A 13,399-nucleotide genomic window follows, 5' to 3' on the forward strand; every position below is an offset into this window, starting at 1 on the left:
GAGCGGCGCCCGCAAGCCGGCTACCGGCTGACGGGCTGGGCCGCCGTCGTGTACGTACGGCGCAGGAAGCGTACGAGCGTCTTGGTGTCGAACTGCACCACCGAGACGCCCCACGGGGAGTGGAACTCGACCACGGTCTGCACCCGGCCGCAGGGCCACACCCGCACGTCCCCGGCGCCGACCGGGGCGCGCAGTCCCTGTTCGAGCAGGGCGCGGGCGAGGGTCCACTCGCGCCGGTCGGGCAGACCGACCCGGACGGAGCGGGGATCGTCCTCGGGGTCGTAGCGCAGGACGACGGGGACGGCCCGCTGCTCCTCTTCGAGGAGGTCCGCGTCCGTGACGATGTGGGCTCGCGCGTACTGCTCGACTACAGACATCGACCGGCCCTCCACGCTGCGTGACCTGTGCGGAAGCTGTGCGTCCGCGTTCCCTCCAATGTCGCATATTTTCCGGGGCGCGCCCGGCGAGGCAGCCGTATCTCACATGTGCGATACACAAGAGACTCGCTCTTGCGAACCGTTCGCATCAAGCCACTATCATCGAACGGTGCACGTACCTGACGGATTCATCGACGCCCCCACTTCCGCCGCCGCCGGTCTCGTCGCCGCGGGCGCCGTCGCCGTGAGCCTGCGCGGCGCGCGCCGTGAGCTCGACGAGCGGACGGCGCCGCTGGCCGGCTTGGTGGCCGCCTTCATCTTCGCCGTGCAGATGCTCAACTTCCCCGTCGCGGCGGGTACCAGCGGCCATCTGCTCGGCGGCGCGCTCGCCGCGATACTCGTGGGTCCCTTCACCGGGATCCTGTGCGTGTCCGTGGTCCTGCTGATGCAGGGCATCCTCTTCGCCGACGGCGGGCTGACCGCGCTCGGCGTGAACATCACCGTCATGGCGGGCGTGACGACCGTCGTCGCGTACGCCGTCTTCCGGGGCCTGCTGAAGGTGCTGCCGCGCGGCCGGCGGTCCGTCACGGCGGCCTCCTTCGTGGCCGCTCTCCTCTCCGTCCCGGCGGCCGCCCTCGCCTTCACGCTGATCTACTGGATCGGCGGCACCACCGACGTGGCGATCGGCAAGGTCGCCACCGCGATGGTCGGCGTGCACCTGCTGATCGGCATCGGCGAGGCCGCGATCACCGCCCTGACCGTGGGCGCCGTCATCGCCGTACGGCCGGACCTCGTCCACGGCGCGCGCGGAGTGCGGCAGAAGCTGCGGTTGCGGGTGAACGGCGAACTCGTGGACGTGCCCGCGGCCGAGGAGGCGCGCACGGCGCCCGTCGCGGCGCGCACCTCCCGGCGCACCCTGTGGGTGTCCGGTCTGGTCACCTCCCTCGTCCTCGCCGGCTTCGTCAGCTTCTACGCCTCCGCGAACCCGGACGGCCTGGAGAAGGTGGCCGCCGACAAGGGCATCGACAAGAAGGTCGAGGAGCACGCGGCCGCCGACTCCCCGCTCGCCGACTACGGCGTCAAGGACGTCGACGACGCCCGCCTGTCCGGGGGGCTGGCGGGCGTCATCGGTGTCGGCGTGACCGTCGTCGCGGGCACCGGGGTGTTCTGGGCGGTGCGCCGGCGCCGTACCGCCGACGCCTCCCCGGAGAACGTGAGCGTCTGACATGGGAGCGGGGCACGCGCACAAGCTGTACCGGCACGGGCACTCGCCCGTGCACGCCCTGCCGCCGCACACCAAGCTCGCCGCCACCTTCGCCTTCGTGGTGGTCGTGGTGTCGACGCCGCGGGAGGCGATTTGGGCGTTCGGCCTGTACGCCGTCCTGCTCGGCCTCGTCGCGTCCCGGGCGCGCGTGCCGGCCGGATTCCTGCTCAAGCGGCTGCTGATCGAGGTCCCGTTCGTCGCGTTCGCGGTGCTCATGCCGTTCGTGGCGGAGGGCGAGCGGGTGGACGTCCTCGGGGTGTCGCTCAGCGTCAACGGCCTGTGGGGCGCGTGGAACGTGCTCGCCAAGGGCACCCTCGGCGTCGCCGCGTCCGTACTGCTGGCCGCCACCACCGAGCTGCGCGAACTCCTCCTCGGGCTGCAACGGCTCAAGCTCCCGCCGCTGCTGGTGCAGATCGCGTCCTTCATGATCCGCTACGGCGACGTCATCACCGACGAGATGCGGCGCATGCGGATCGCGCGGGAGTCGCGCGGCTTCGAGGCGCGGGGCGTCCGCCACTGGGGGGTGCTCGCGAAGTCCGCGGGTGCCCTGTTCATCCGCTCCTACGAGCGCGGGGAGCGCGTGCACCTGGCGATGGTCAGCCGCGGGTACGCCGGGGCGATGCCGGTGATCGACGAGGTGACCGCCTCGCGCGCCCAGTGGTCGTACGCGCTGACCCTGCCGTTCGCCGCGCTGGTCGTCTGCGTGTTGGGATGGGCCCTGTGACCGATGTGACCGCATCACTTGAAGTGGCCGGACTGGCCTTCGCCTACCCCGACGGGCACCAGGCGCTGTTCGGCGTGGACTTCTCCATCGCGCGCGGCGAGCGGGTGGCGCTGCTCGGGCCGAACGGCGCGGGCAAGACCACCCTGGTGCTGCACCTCAACGGCATCCTCACCGGCGGCACCGGCACGGTGACCGTCGCCGGGCTGCCCGTGGGCCGGCAGCACATGGCCGAGATCCGGCGCAAGGTCGGCATCGTCTTCCAGGACCCGGACGACCAGGTGTTCATGCCGACCGTGCGGGAGGACGTGGCGTTCGGGCCGGCCGCGGCCGGGATCAAGGGCGCCGAACTGGAGGCGCGCGTGGACCGGGCGCTCGAGCGGGTCGGCATGGCCGGCTTCAAGGACCGTCCTCCGCACCACCTGTCCTTCGGCCAGCGCCGCCGGGTCGCCGTCGCCACCGTCCTGGCGATGGAGCCGGAGATCCTCGTCCTGGACGAGCCGTCCTCCAACCTCGACCCCGCCTCCCGCCGCGAACTGGCCGACATCGTGCGCTCGTTGGACGTCACCGTCCTGATGGTCACGCACGACCTGCCGTACGCCCTCGAACTGTGCCCGCGCTCCCTGATCCTGAGCGAGGGCGTGATCGCGGCGGACGGCCCGACCGGTGAACTGCTCTCCGACGAGGAGCTGATGCGCGCCCACCGGCTGGAGCTGCCCTTCGGCTTCGACCCGCGGTCCGTGACAATGGGCGCGTGACGAACCAGGAGACCGAGGGCTCACTGCTGCTCGACGACCAGCTGTGCTTCGCGCTGTACGCGGCACAGCGCGCGGTGACGTCCGCCTACCGCCCGCTGCTCGACGAACTCGGCCTCACTTACCCGCAGTACCTCGTCCTGCTCGTGCTGTGGGAGCGCGGCGAGACCACGGTCAAGGAGCTGGCGGCGGCCCTGCGGCTCGACTACGGCACGGTCTCGCCGCTGCTGAAGCGGATGGAGAGCGCGGGTCTCGTCCGCCGCGATCGCGCGCCGCGCGACGAGCGCTCGGTGCTGGTCGCGTGCACCGGGCGCGGCGAGGAGCTGCGCGAGCGCGCCGCGCGCGTGCCCGCCGGCCTGCTCACGGCGACGGAACTGGACGGGGCGGACGCCGTCCGCCTGCGCGAGGAGCTGTGGCGGCTCGCGCGGACGGCGCAGGCGGTCGCGGATCGCGCGCGCTGATCTCCCGTTACCCGCGGTCGCCACCCCTGGTGGACGGACACCTACCTACCGGCCGGTACCTTGTGCGCGATGTAAGTGCACCAGCTCGGGGAGGTCCCGCCGTGGTCGAGGGCGACGCTGTCGACACCCGTCCGACGAAGATCATGTACGTCGCCGAGGCGACCGCGCACGGCGGTCGGGACGGCTACGTGACCAGCCAGGACGGGCAGATCGACCTGAGGGTGGCGATGCCGCCGGAACTGGGCGGCGACGGCAACGGCACCAACCCGGAGCAGCTGTTCGCGGCCGGCTACAGCTCCTGCTTCCACAACGCGCTGATCCTCGTCGGCAACCGGGCGGGATACGACCTCGCCGGCTCGACGGTGGCCGCGAAGGTCGGGATCGGCCCCAACACGTCCGGGGGATACGGGCTGGCCGTCGCCCTCAGCGTCTCGCTGCCCGTCCTCGACACCGGCCTCGCCGAGAAGCTGGTGGACGCGGCGCACGAGGTGTGCCCGTACTCGAACGCCACCCGCGGCAACATCGACGTAACGATCCTTCTCGGCTAGCCGGACGCAGGAATCGCAGGCCCCGCGCGGATGTTCCCCCAGAGTCGAAGGCGAGTCGAGAGGACGTGCGGGCGTGGACGTGAACGGTGCGGTGGCCGAGGGCTTCGAGCCGGTCCGGGAGGCGTTCGTACGGAACTTCGAGGCGCTCGGCGACCGCGGCGCCGCGGTGGCCGTCTACCGGGACGGGCACAAGGTCGTCGACCTGTGGGGCGGCAGCCGTGACGTCGACGGCGGGGCGCCGTGGGAGCGGGGCACCGCGCAGATCGTGCGGTCGGCGACGAAGGGGGTCGCCGCCGCCGTGCTCCTGCTGCTGTGGCAGCGCGGCGAGCTGGACCTGGACGCGCCCGTCGGGGCGTACTGGCCGGAGTTCAAGGCCGCCGGCAAGGAGCGGACCGTCGTGCGGGACCTGCTCGCGCACCGGGCGGGCGTGCCCGTGCTCGACCGGCCGCTGACGCCCGCCGAGGCCGCCGATCCCGCCCTGGGCGCGGCGGCGGTCGCGGCACAGGCGCCGGTGTGGGAGCCGGGCACCGACCACGGGTACCACGCGCAGACGTACAGCTGGCTGACCGGGGAGCTGGTGCGGCGGGTCACCGGGCGGGCGATCGGCGCGTGGATCACCGAGGAGATCGCCGGACCGGTCGGGGCCGACCTGTGGCTCGGCCTCCCGGCGGAGCGGGCCGCGCGAGTGGGGCGCGTCGGGCAGGTCGAGGAACCCGTGCGGGCCGGAGCGCTCAGGACCCGGCCCAAGCGGGCCGTCGCCGACGCCTACGCCGACCCCCACTCCCTCACCCGCCGCGCCTTCGCCGCGATCACGCCGCTGCCCGACGAGAACGACCCCGGCTACCGGGCCGCCGCCCTGCCCGCCTCCAACGGCATCGCCACGGCGGACGGTCTGGCCCGCTTCTACGCCTCCCTGATCGGCGAGGTGGAGGGCGGCACCCGCCTCTTCTCCCCGGAGACGACGGAGGCGGCGCGCGCGGAGCGCTCGGCCGGGGCGGACCGGGTCCTGGTCGTGAACACGCGGTTCGGCCTCGGCTACATGCTGCACGGCGCCGCGTCCCCGCTGCTGTCCCCCGCCTCCTTCGGCCATCCCGGCCGCGGCGGCGCACTCGGCTTCGCCGACCCCGAGTCGGGCATCGCCTTCGGGTACGTCACCAACGGCTTCCGGTCGAGCGTCACGGCGGACGCGCGGGCACAGGCACTGGTGCGGGCGGTACGGACGGCGGTCATGACCGAGGACTGAGACGCGACGGCGGTCACGACCACGGGCTCAGGCACGACGGCGGTCACGACCACGGGCTCAGGCACGACGGCGGTCACGAGAGCGGACTGGGCCACGACGGCGGTCACGAGAGCGGACTGGGCCACGACGGCGGTCACGAGAGCGGACTGGGGCACGACGGCGAGGGCCGACCGAGCCGTCCGTGCCCGGATCGCGGACCTGCCCGCCGGAACGGCGATCGTGGGCCGAGCCGCCGGAACGGCTCGACCCACGACCAGGGCCACCCTCAGACGTGGATCGGGTGCGACGTACGCCCCGACGCCTCGTCGATCTCCGTGTGGGCCTTGGTGAGGAGTTGCATGGCGAGCTCGTTCAGAGCACGGGCCCCCGCTATCTCCTCGCCGACCCGGGGCTGGTTGGCGTCGACCCGGTGACGGGTGGCGTGCCCGTGGGCCCGGACCTCGGTGCCGTCGGGCAACCGCACCATCGCGGCCGCGCGCGTGTGCTGGTCGTCCTCCTGGAACTCCAGCTCGATGTGCCATCCCACAGCGGTCTTCATCATGGATCACCTCCGGAACATCTGCTTCCAGGGTGCTCCTCCGCACGGTCGGGCGCACCCACGCGGGCCCGGAAAACACGCATCAGGACAGCAGCGTCGTGCCCTCCGGCACGGCGATGTCGAACTCCTCCTCCAGCACGCGGCGGGCCTCCGCCTCCGCGGTGAGCTCGCGCTCGGTGACGGTGCCGTCGGCGCGGGTCTCGGTGAGGTGGGCGCCGTTGAGGAGGAGGTGGCGCTCCGGCGTGACGCGCTGGGCGTAGGGGCGGTGGCTGAAGGGGGAGCGGGGGTTGGTGGCGACGTGCCAGTTGATCACCTCGAAGTCGGGGCGCTCGAAGGGCTCGAGGGTGAAGGCGTACTGCGGCTGCCACGCCCCCTGCTCCGGCTCGCGCCCCTGCCCGTCCCCGGGCTCCTTCTCCGCCCCGTAGGTCTCCAGGACCCACAGCTCCAGCGGGCCGCGGTGCGGGGCGTGGACCAGCCGGTGCCGGCGGCCCGCGGCGTGGAACTCGGTGTCCGGCGTCAGCGGGACGGGTTCGAGGAGGGCTCCGGGGGCGCCGAAGCCGACGTCGGCGAGGTACGGCCGGGGCTCGCCGGGGACGTCGACGAGCAGGGCCATGTGCGTGCGCGGGCGGTCCTCGAACCGTTCCGCGCCGACGACCACCCTCGCGGCCAGCCGCGTCACCCCGAGGCCCAGCGCCTCCAACGCGCCCGCGAACAAGGTGTTGTGCTCGTAGCAGTACCCGCCGCGCCGGCTGCGGACGAGCTTGGCGACCAGGTCGGCGGGAGCGAGGGAGGGAGCGGTGCCGCGCACGGGGTCGAGGTTCTCGAAGGGGAGGGAGTGGGCGTGGGCGAGGTGCACTCCCCGCAGCGTCCCGGCGTCGGCGTGCCGCTCGCCCCTCCAGCCGATCCGGCGGAAGTAGGCGTCGAGGTCGGCGGAGGTGAACTGCGCTGTCTCAGACATGGCGCCACCGTAGCCACGGCCCGTCCGCGGCGGCCTCGGGCGCGGGGCGGGGGTGGGGCTGGGCCCTTGGTCGTAGGCTCCCTCCTTGGCCGGGATCTCCGTTGCGCCGGCCGGGGGCGCGCACTACGGTCGGGCGGGTGACTGCCGGGTCGGCCATGGGCCACGCACGAGTGGGGCTCCCGGCCTCGACGTGAGCGCGGGACGGGCGAGAGGCCCGCCGTGTCCACGTGTCGGAGCCGTTCCCCCGCTTCCTTCGCGTCCCTCTTCTCTTCCTGTTCCTTCCCGTCCCTCGTGAGGACGGCGACACCGTTTGCCCGTCCCCCTTCAGGACGGCGACACCCGTTCCTTCCCGTCCCTCTTCAGGACGGCGACACCCGAGACCCGGAGACCTTCACCCACACATGTCCGACGCCCAGCACACCCACACCGTCCAGCTGAACCACACCGCCGTCTACGCGAGCGACCGGCGGCTTTCGGCCGAGTTCCTCGCCGCGATCCTGGGGCTGCCGGTCGGCGCGCCCTTCGGGCCGTTCCTGCCGGTGGACCTCGGCAACGGCGTCACGCTCGACTTCTACGAGATGCGCGACGAGCCGATCCAGGCCCAGCACTACGCGTTCCTCGTGCCGGACGAGCAGTTCGACGTGATGATCGCGCGTCTGGAGGCCGTCGGGGTCACGTACTACGCCGATCCCGGCCACACCGAACCCGGCGCGATCAACCAGCTGTTCGGCGGCCGGGGCGCCTACTTCGACGACCCGGACGGCCACAACATGGAGATCATGACGCGGCCGTACGCGCGGCCGTAGCGGCGCTCCGCGGCCAGTGTCCGGGTGGCGGCCTCGGCGGCCGCCACCCGGGCGGGTTCCCGCCGACACGCCCCGGCACCGTCGACACGGCGACGTACGCGGCCCGGTGCGGCCGGGTCCCGTACGTCCCGGCCCGCCGCGCGTCTCAACCGGCGTGCAGCATCAGTCCGATGCCGACGACGAGGAGCCCGGCGGCGGCGATGCGGGGCGCGCCGAAGCGCTCCTTGAAGAACACGGCCCCGATGGCCGCGCCGACGATGATCGACGACTCGCGCAGGGCCGCGATCGGGGCCAGATCGGCGCGGGTCTGCGCCCACAGGACGAGGGCGTAGGCGGCGACGGACAGGACGGCGCCGAGCAGACCGAGGGCGGCGAAGGGGCGGAGCGCGGCCAGGGTCCCGCCGCGCCGGCGGATGATCGCGTACGCGGGCAGCACGGTCCCCTGGACGGCCATCAGCCAGGCGATGTAGCCGAGTGAGGAGCCGGAGGCGCGGACGCCGAGACCGTCGACGACGGTGTACGCGGCGATCGTCAGGCCGGTCGCGAGCGCGGCGCCGATCGCGGCCCAGTCGGGCCGGTGCCCGCGCAGCCCCCACAGCGCGACGCCGGTCAGGCCCGCGCAGGACACCGCGATACCGGCGGCCGCCCAGCCGTCCGGCACCTCGTGCGCGAAGACGGCGGCGAGGACCGTGACCACGAGTGGCGCCGACCCGCGCGCGATCGGGTAGGCCTGCCCGAAGTCACCCAGCCGGAACGACCGCATCAGCAGCGCGTAGTACGCGATGTGGATCGCGGCGGAGACCAGCAGGTACGGCCACGCCGCCGCGGCCGGGAAGGCGGTGAACGGGGCCAGGGCCAGGCCGATGAGCAGGCCGCCGCCCGAGATCAGGGTGAAGCCGGTGAGCTTGTCCGTGATGCGGTGGGCGATCGCGTTCCACGCGGCGTGCGTGACGGCGGCGAGCAGTACGGCGGCCGTGACCAGCGGCGTCACGAAGCGCGCTCGCGCACGTCCACGAGAGTCGCGCCGGCGTGGTCGACCAGTTCCGCGGGCGCCATGGGGAAGACGGTGTGCGGGGTGCCCGCCGCGGCCCACACCACGTCGTGCGCGAGCAGGCCCTGGTCGGCGAGGACGCGGGTACGGGTGCGGTGCCCGAACGGCGGCACGCCCCCGATCGCGTACCCCGTCGTCTCCCGTACGACGCCGGCGTCGGCCCTCGCCACCTTCTCGACGCCGAGTTCCCGCCGGACCAGCTCCACGTCGACCCTGGACGCCCCGTCCATCAGCACCAGCACCGGCACCCCGTCCGCCGCGAAGATCAGGGACTTGCAGATCTGGCTCAGCTCGCATCCGATCGCGGCGGCGGCGTCGGCGGCGGTGCGGGTCTGGTCGGGGAAGCGGCGGATGCGGGCGTCGAGGCCGTCCAGTCCGAGGGTCCGCAGCGCCTCGGCGAAACGGGGGTGGGCTTCGGTCGTCGTCATGGACAGGCACGCTAGCGGTGCGTGTATGAGGCAGGCGAGTGCATTTGCCGGCGGTCCGGCCGGCGGGGCGCCAGGGCCGCCCGGCCACCGTCGCCGCGGGGGACGCCGGCCGGGCGGACGACGGCGAACGCGCCCGGCCCGGGAGGGGTGGTCCGGACGCGTCGCCGTGTCACACGGGTCCGCCGGTGTCGTGCTCAGCCGTCACCGGCATGCGGAAGGAGCGTCAGTCACGGCCCCAGCCGTGGTGACGGTCTCCGCCGTGGTGACGGTCGCCGCCGTGGTGACGGTCGCCGCCGTGGTGACGGTCGCCGCCCTGGCGACGGTCCCAGTCGTCGTGGCGGTCGCGGTCGTGTCGGTTGCCGCCGTGGTGGCGGTCGCTGCCCCAGGAGACCTCGTCGACGACGCGGTCGCGGTCGTTGCGCAGGGTGGCGGTGTCGGAGCGGTTGTCCCACACGTGACGGTTGCGGTCCTGGAACAGGTCGCTGCGGGTGTCGCGGCCTTCGCCGGTGTGGACGCGGACGGTGGCGCGGCCGGCCAGGCGGTAGTGGTGGAAGGTGTAGACGTCGCCGTCCTCGTCGGACAGCGTCCACCCGTTCAGGTCGACCGAGTGGCGGCTGGTGTTGGTGAGCTCCACCCACTCCTTGTTCAGGGAGCGGTTGGCGCGGGTGTCACGGCCCGGTGCGTCGTGCTGCACGGCGCTGATCTCCACCTTCGGCCGGTCCGGGCGCGAGTGGGCGGCGGCGGAGGCCGGCAGCGCCACCGTCCCGATCACGGCAGCGGCCGTGAGCGCGGCGGCAGCCAGACGGCGGGCGGAAACGGGGGAAACGGACACTAGGTCTCCTTCGGATGGTGCGGGTCACGGCCGGTGTTCGGCCGCAGGACCACACCTCACCACCCGACACGTCCTTTTCGCCCGATCCACGCCCTGTGTTACCAATCATCCATCTACTGGTGACAGTCGACTGCAACGCCCATCTATGAGGCGAATACACCGGGTTGAGGTCCTCCGACCCGGTTGGAGCCCCCGCTCACCGGGCCGAAGCCGCCGACCGCCGTCCCGCGTCCCCCGGGCACCGGCCGGGCCCTCACCCGAAAGTGCGTCACAACGAAAGAGGCCGGTGAGGGCGCCCCGTCCCCACGGAGCCCTCACCGGCGGTCCTTCTTCCGCGCCCGCTCAGCGCGGCGTCATGCGCGGGCCAGTGCCCGGTCCTCGTCCGGGTCGGTGTCCCTCGCGTCCGCGGCGGTCTTCAGGCCCTCGCCCTCGATGTCCACGTTCGGCAGCGCGCGGTCCAGCCACTTCGGGAGCCACCAGGCCTTGCTGCCGAGCAGGGCCAGGACGGCGGGCACGATCGCCATGCGGACGACGAACGCGTCGAAGAAGACCGCGATCGCCAGGCCGAAGCCGATCATCTTCACCATCGACTCGGACGAGCCGATGAAGCCCGCGAACACCGCCATCATGATCACGGCCGCCGCCGTGACCACCCTCGCGCCGTGCTTGAAGCCGGTGACGACGGCCTGGCCGGCGCTCTCGCCGTGGACGTACGCCTCACGCATACGGGTCACCAGGAAGACCTCGTAGTCCATGGCGAGGCCGAAGACCACGCCGACCATGAAGATCGGCATCATCGACATGACCGGGCCGGTCTCCTCGACGCCCATCAGGCCGGACAGCCAGCCCCACTGGAAGACCGCGACGACCGCGCCGAGGGCGGCCAGCACGCTGAGCAGGAAGCCGAGGGCCGCCTTCAGCGGGACCAGGATCGAGCGGAAGACCACGATCAGCAGCAGGAACGCCAGGCCGACGACCAGGATCAGGTACGGGACCAGCGCGTCGTTCATCTTCTGCGAGATGTCGATGTTCATCGCCGTCGTGCCGGTGACCAGGACGTCGGCGTCCGTGTCGGCCTTGATCTCCGTGCCCTTGTCACGGATCGCGTGGACCAGGTCCTCCGTCTTGACCGAGGACGGCTTCGAGTCGGGTATGACGGTGATCGTCGCCGTGTCGCCCGCCTTGTTGGGAGCGGCCGGGGTGACCGTGACGACGCCCTCGAGGCCCTTGATCTCCTCGCCGACCTCGGTGAACACGGCCTGCGGGTCGTCGCTGCCCTTGGCGTCGACCACCATCATCAGCGGGCCGTTGAAGCCGGGGCCGAAGCCCTCCGACAGCAGGTCGTAGGCGCGGCGCTGGGTGGTGGAGGTGGGCTGCGAGCCGTCGTCGGGGAGGCCGAGTTCGAGGGACGAGGCCGGAACGGCCGCGGCGCCGAGGCCGATGACGCCCAGCAGGAGGACGGCGATCGGGCGGCGTACGACGAAGCTCGCCCAGCGCGTACCCATGTTGGGCCTGGCCGCCTTCTCGGCGGACGTGGCACGGCCGCCGCCGAGCAGCTTGCTCTTCTCCCCCGCCGGGCGCACCCGGCGGCCCGCGTAGCCGAGCAGGGCGGGGATCATGGTGAGGGCGATCAGGACCGCGATCGCCACGGTGCCCGCCGCCGCGACGCCCATCTTGGTCAGCATCGGGATGTTGACGACGGAGAGGCCGACGAGGGCGATGACGACCGTCAGGCCGGCGAAGACGACCGCGGAGCCCGCGGTGCCGACGGCGCGGCCGGCCGCGTCCTCGCGGGAGCGGCCCTCGGCCAGTTCGCCGCGGTAGCGGGAGACGATGAAGAGCGCGTAGTCGATGCCGACCGCGAGGCCGATCATCGAGGCCAGCGTGGACGTCGTGGAGCCGAGGTCCAGCGTGTTCGCCAGCGCGGTGATCGTCGAGACGCCGATGCCCACGCCGATGATCGCCGTCAGCAGCGGCATGCCCGCCGCGAGCAGCGAGCCGAAGGTGACGACCAGGACGACGGCGGCGACCGCGATGCCGATGATCTCCGTCGTGCCGGTCTCGGGAGTCACGTTGAGGGCGTCGCCGCCGATCTCGACGGTCAGGCCCGCGTCCTGCGCCTCGTTCGCGGCGTCCTTCAGCGCCTCGCGTGAGGACTCCTCCAGCTCCATGCCGGAGACCTCGTACTTCACGGAGGCGTACGCGATCGTGCCGTCCTTGCTGACGGCCTGACCGGTGTAGGGGTCGGTGACGGAGGCGACCTCGGAGCCGTCGGACAGCTCCTTGACCGTCTTCTCGACGGTGGCCTTGTGGGCGGCGTCCGTCATCTTCTCGCCGGCGGGAGCCTTGAAGACGACGCGGGCGGTGGCGCCGTCGGCGCTCATGCCGGGGAAGCGCTCTTCGAGCAGGTCGAAAGCTTTCTGCGCTTCCGTGCCGGGAATGGAGAAGGACGTGTTGCCGGCGGTGGGCGCGGAGGCGGCGCCGACGCCCGCGAGCGTCAGCAGCGCCACCCAGATCAGGGCGACGAAGTGGCGTCGCCGGAAGGCGAGCCGGCCGAGTTTGTAGAGGAACGTGGCCACGGAGGCGTACTCCCGGTCATGTCGTGTGGTGTGGGGGCCTGCGCCGAGATCCCGGGCGGGGTTCCGGCACTGCCCCGAGGGCAGGGGTGACCATCCCGGCGCGAAGGCAGGGGTGATCGGCCCGACGACGTGAGCGGTGACGTCAGGATGGGCGGACCGCGGGGACGGTCAGGTGGTGGTCAGGTGGTGGGGACGCCGAGGGCGGGGAGGACCACGGCGTCGATGTACGAACTGAGGAACTTCCGTGTGGGAGGAAGGCCGTCGATCAACGTGCGGGTCGCGAACGCACCGACCAGCAGGTGCACGATGTACCGCAGCGCCGGGCGGTCGGCCCGGACCTCGCCGCGGTCGACCGCGCGCTGCAGGACCCGCTGGAACTCTTCCATCTCGGGCTCGACGAGCAGTTCCTTGAACGCCCGCATCAGGTCGGGGTTGGAGTGCACCGCCATCGCCAGCGCCCGCATCAGGTCGGAGTTCCGCTCCATGGTGCAGTCGTCCTCGCGCGAGACGAGGGCGTGGAGGTCGCCCCGGAGGGATCCGGTGTCGACGTCGGCGATGCTGCCCGGCTTGTTGTGCCGCATGGCCTTCACGACCAGCTCGGCCTTGCCGCCCCACTGGCGATAGAGCGTCGCCTTGCTGGACCGGGTGCGGGCGGCCACGGCGTCCATGGTGAGGGCGTCGTAGCCGACCTCGCGGAGCAGGTCGAGCACGGCCGCGTACAGCTCGGCCTCGCGCTCGGGCGTGATCCGACTGCGACGCGCCGTCGCCATCTCGGTCATTGCGCTCACCTCCTGCTCCGATCGCCCTTCGGAGGCTCTCCGAACGACACGGTTTCGTA

At 72.6% G+C, this 13,399-nt stretch carries 15 protein-coding genes; 7 read left to right on the plus strand and 8 right to left on the minus strand.

Annotated elements, in window-relative coordinates:
- Positions 1–20 precede the first annotated feature (20 nt).
- Positions 21–377 carry an SsgA family sporulation/cell division regulator gene (locus ACIHAR_RS13770; protein ID WP_365463716.1) on the minus strand — a complete coding sequence of 119 codons (357 nt, stop codon included), beginning with the start codon at positions 375–377 and terminating at the stop codon, positions 21–23.
- A 169-nt stretch (positions 378–546) separates the two neighbouring features.
- Here ACIHAR_RS13770 and ACIHAR_RS13775 point away from each other — a divergent pair, with 169 nt between their 5' ends.
- From ACIHAR_RS13775 to ACIHAR_RS13800, 6 genes are all read left to right on the plus strand, one after another.
- A complete protein-coding gene (locus ACIHAR_RS13775) occupies positions 547–1,602 on the plus strand; it encodes an energy-coupling factor ABC transporter permease (RefSeq protein ID WP_365463719.1) in 1,056 nt (351 codons plus the stop codon).
- Position 1,603: 1 nt separating this feature from the next.
- Positions 1,604–2,365: a cobalt ECF transporter T component CbiQ gene (cbiQ, locus tag ACIHAR_RS13780; protein WP_388752185.1), complete on the plus strand. Its 762-nt coding sequence runs from the start codon at positions 1,604–1,606 to the stop codon at positions 2,363–2,365.
- Positions 2,353–3,120, plus strand: coding sequence for an energy-coupling factor ABC transporter ATP-binding protein (locus tag ACIHAR_RS13785; protein WP_400019325.1), 768 nt, complete (start codon positions 2,353–2,355; stop codon positions 3,118–3,120). Before cbiQ ends, ACIHAR_RS13785 begins: the two co-directional genes overlap by 13 nt.
- Complete coding sequence (locus tag ACIHAR_RS13790) at positions 3,117–3,578, plus strand: MarR family transcriptional regulator (RefSeq protein ID WP_365463728.1); 462 nt, start codon at positions 3,117–3,119, stop codon at positions 3,576–3,578. The genes ACIHAR_RS13785 and ACIHAR_RS13790 overlap by 4 nt, the downstream gene beginning before the upstream one ends.
- 101 nt (positions 3,579–3,679) lie before the next feature.
- Positions 3,680–4,126, plus strand: coding sequence for an organic hydroperoxide resistance protein (locus tag ACIHAR_RS13795; protein WP_365463731.1), 447 nt, complete (start codon positions 3,680–3,682; stop codon positions 4,124–4,126).
- 73 nt (positions 4,127–4,199) lie between these two features.
- On the plus strand, positions 4,200–5,369 hold the full coding sequence (locus tag ACIHAR_RS13800; protein WP_365463734.1) for a serine hydrolase domain-containing protein: 1,170 nt from the start codon (positions 4,200–4,202) through the stop codon (positions 5,367–5,369).
- A gap of 265 nt (positions 5,370–5,634) precedes the next feature.
- Here the strand turns inward: ACIHAR_RS13800 and ACIHAR_RS13805 are convergent, their stop codons facing one another.
- Together ACIHAR_RS13805 and ACIHAR_RS13810 are read right to left on the minus strand one after the other, a co-directional pair.
- Positions 5,635–5,910 (minus strand): DUF1876 domain-containing protein, encoded by a 276-nt coding sequence (locus ACIHAR_RS13805; protein WP_365463737.1) that lies wholly within the window; start codon positions 5,908–5,910, stop codon positions 5,635–5,637.
- Positions 5,911–5,989: 79 nt separating this feature from the next.
- Entirely contained in the window at positions 5,990–6,865 is an 876-nt protein-coding gene (locus ACIHAR_RS13810; RefSeq protein ID WP_400019329.1) for an arylamine N-acetyltransferase, read from the minus strand.
- Between the two features lie 401 nt (positions 6,866–7,266).
- On the opposite strand from ACIHAR_RS13810, the gene ACIHAR_RS13815 reads away from it, so the two are divergent.
- The gene (locus ACIHAR_RS13815; RefSeq protein WP_400019331.1) at positions 7,267–7,671 is read left to right on the plus strand and encodes a VOC family protein; all 405 of its coding nucleotides are present in this window, start codon (positions 7,267–7,269) and stop codon (positions 7,669–7,671) included.
- 145 nt (positions 7,672–7,816) lie between these two features.
- On the opposite strand, the gene ACIHAR_RS13820 is transcribed toward ACIHAR_RS13815, so the two are convergent.
- The 5 genes from ACIHAR_RS13820 to ACIHAR_RS13840 form a co-directional block, all read right to left on the minus strand.
- Positions 7,817–8,662, minus strand: a complete 846-nt coding sequence (locus ACIHAR_RS13820; protein ID WP_365463745.1) for a DMT family transporter — start codon at positions 8,660–8,662, stop codon at positions 7,817–7,819.
- Entirely contained in the window at positions 8,659–9,150 is a 492-nt protein-coding gene (locus tag ACIHAR_RS13825) for a YbaK/EbsC family protein (protein ID WP_400019334.1), read from the minus strand. The genes ACIHAR_RS13820 and ACIHAR_RS13825 overlap by 4 nt, the downstream gene beginning before the upstream one ends.
- A gap of 223 nt (positions 9,151–9,373) precedes the next feature.
- Entirely contained in the window at positions 9,374–9,982 is a 609-nt protein-coding gene (locus tag ACIHAR_RS13830; RefSeq protein WP_365463751.1) for a lamin tail domain-containing protein, read from the minus strand.
- Between the two features lie 353 nt (positions 9,983–10,335).
- Positions 10,336–12,561: an MMPL family transporter gene (locus tag ACIHAR_RS13835; protein WP_400019336.1), complete on the minus strand. Its 2,226-nt coding sequence runs from the start codon at positions 12,559–12,561 to the stop codon at positions 10,336–10,338.
- A 179-nt stretch (positions 12,562–12,740) separates the two neighbouring features.
- A complete protein-coding gene (locus tag ACIHAR_RS13840; RefSeq protein WP_365463757.1) occupies positions 12,741–13,340 on the minus strand; it encodes a TetR/AcrR family transcriptional regulator in 600 nt (199 codons plus the stop codon).
- Positions 13,341–13,399 lie beyond the last annotated feature (59 nt).

Source organism: Streptomyces sp. NPDC052016, assembly GCF_044548445.1.
Lineage (GTDB): Bacteria > Actinomycetota > Actinomycetes > Streptomycetales > Streptomycetaceae > Streptomyces.

Bases quoted from the DNA above. Each gene is read 5' to 3' on its own strand.
- ACIHAR_RS13770 (WP_365463716.1), bottom strand. From the start codon at position 377: ATGTCTGTAGTCGAGCAGTACGCGCGAGCCCACATCGTCACGGACGCG.
- cbiQ (WP_388752185.1), top strand. From the start codon at position 1,604: ATGGGAGCGGGGCACGCGCACAAGCTGTACCGGCACGGGCACTCGCCC.
- ACIHAR_RS13785 (WP_400019325.1), top strand. From the start codon at position 2,353: ATGGGCCCTGTGACCGATGTGACCGCATCACTTGAAGTGGCCGGACTG.
- ACIHAR_RS13805 (WP_365463737.1), bottom strand. From the start codon at position 5,910: ATGATGAAGACCGCTGTGGGATGGCACATCGAGCTGGAGTTCCAGGAG.
- ACIHAR_RS13810 (WP_400019329.1), bottom strand. From the start codon at position 6,865: ATGTCTGAGACAGCGCAGTTCACCTCCGCCGACCTCGACGCCTACTTC.
- ACIHAR_RS13815 (WP_400019331.1), top strand. From the start codon at position 7,267: ATGTCCGACGCCCAGCACACCCACACCGTCCAGCTGAACCACACCGCC.
- ACIHAR_RS13825 (WP_400019334.1), bottom strand. From the start codon at position 9,150: ATGACGACGACCGAAGCCCACCCCCGTTTCGCCGAGGCGCTGCGGACC.
- ACIHAR_RS13840 (WP_365463757.1), bottom strand. From the start codon at position 13,340: ATGACCGAGATGGCGACGGCGCGTCGCAGTCGGATCACGCCCGAGCGC.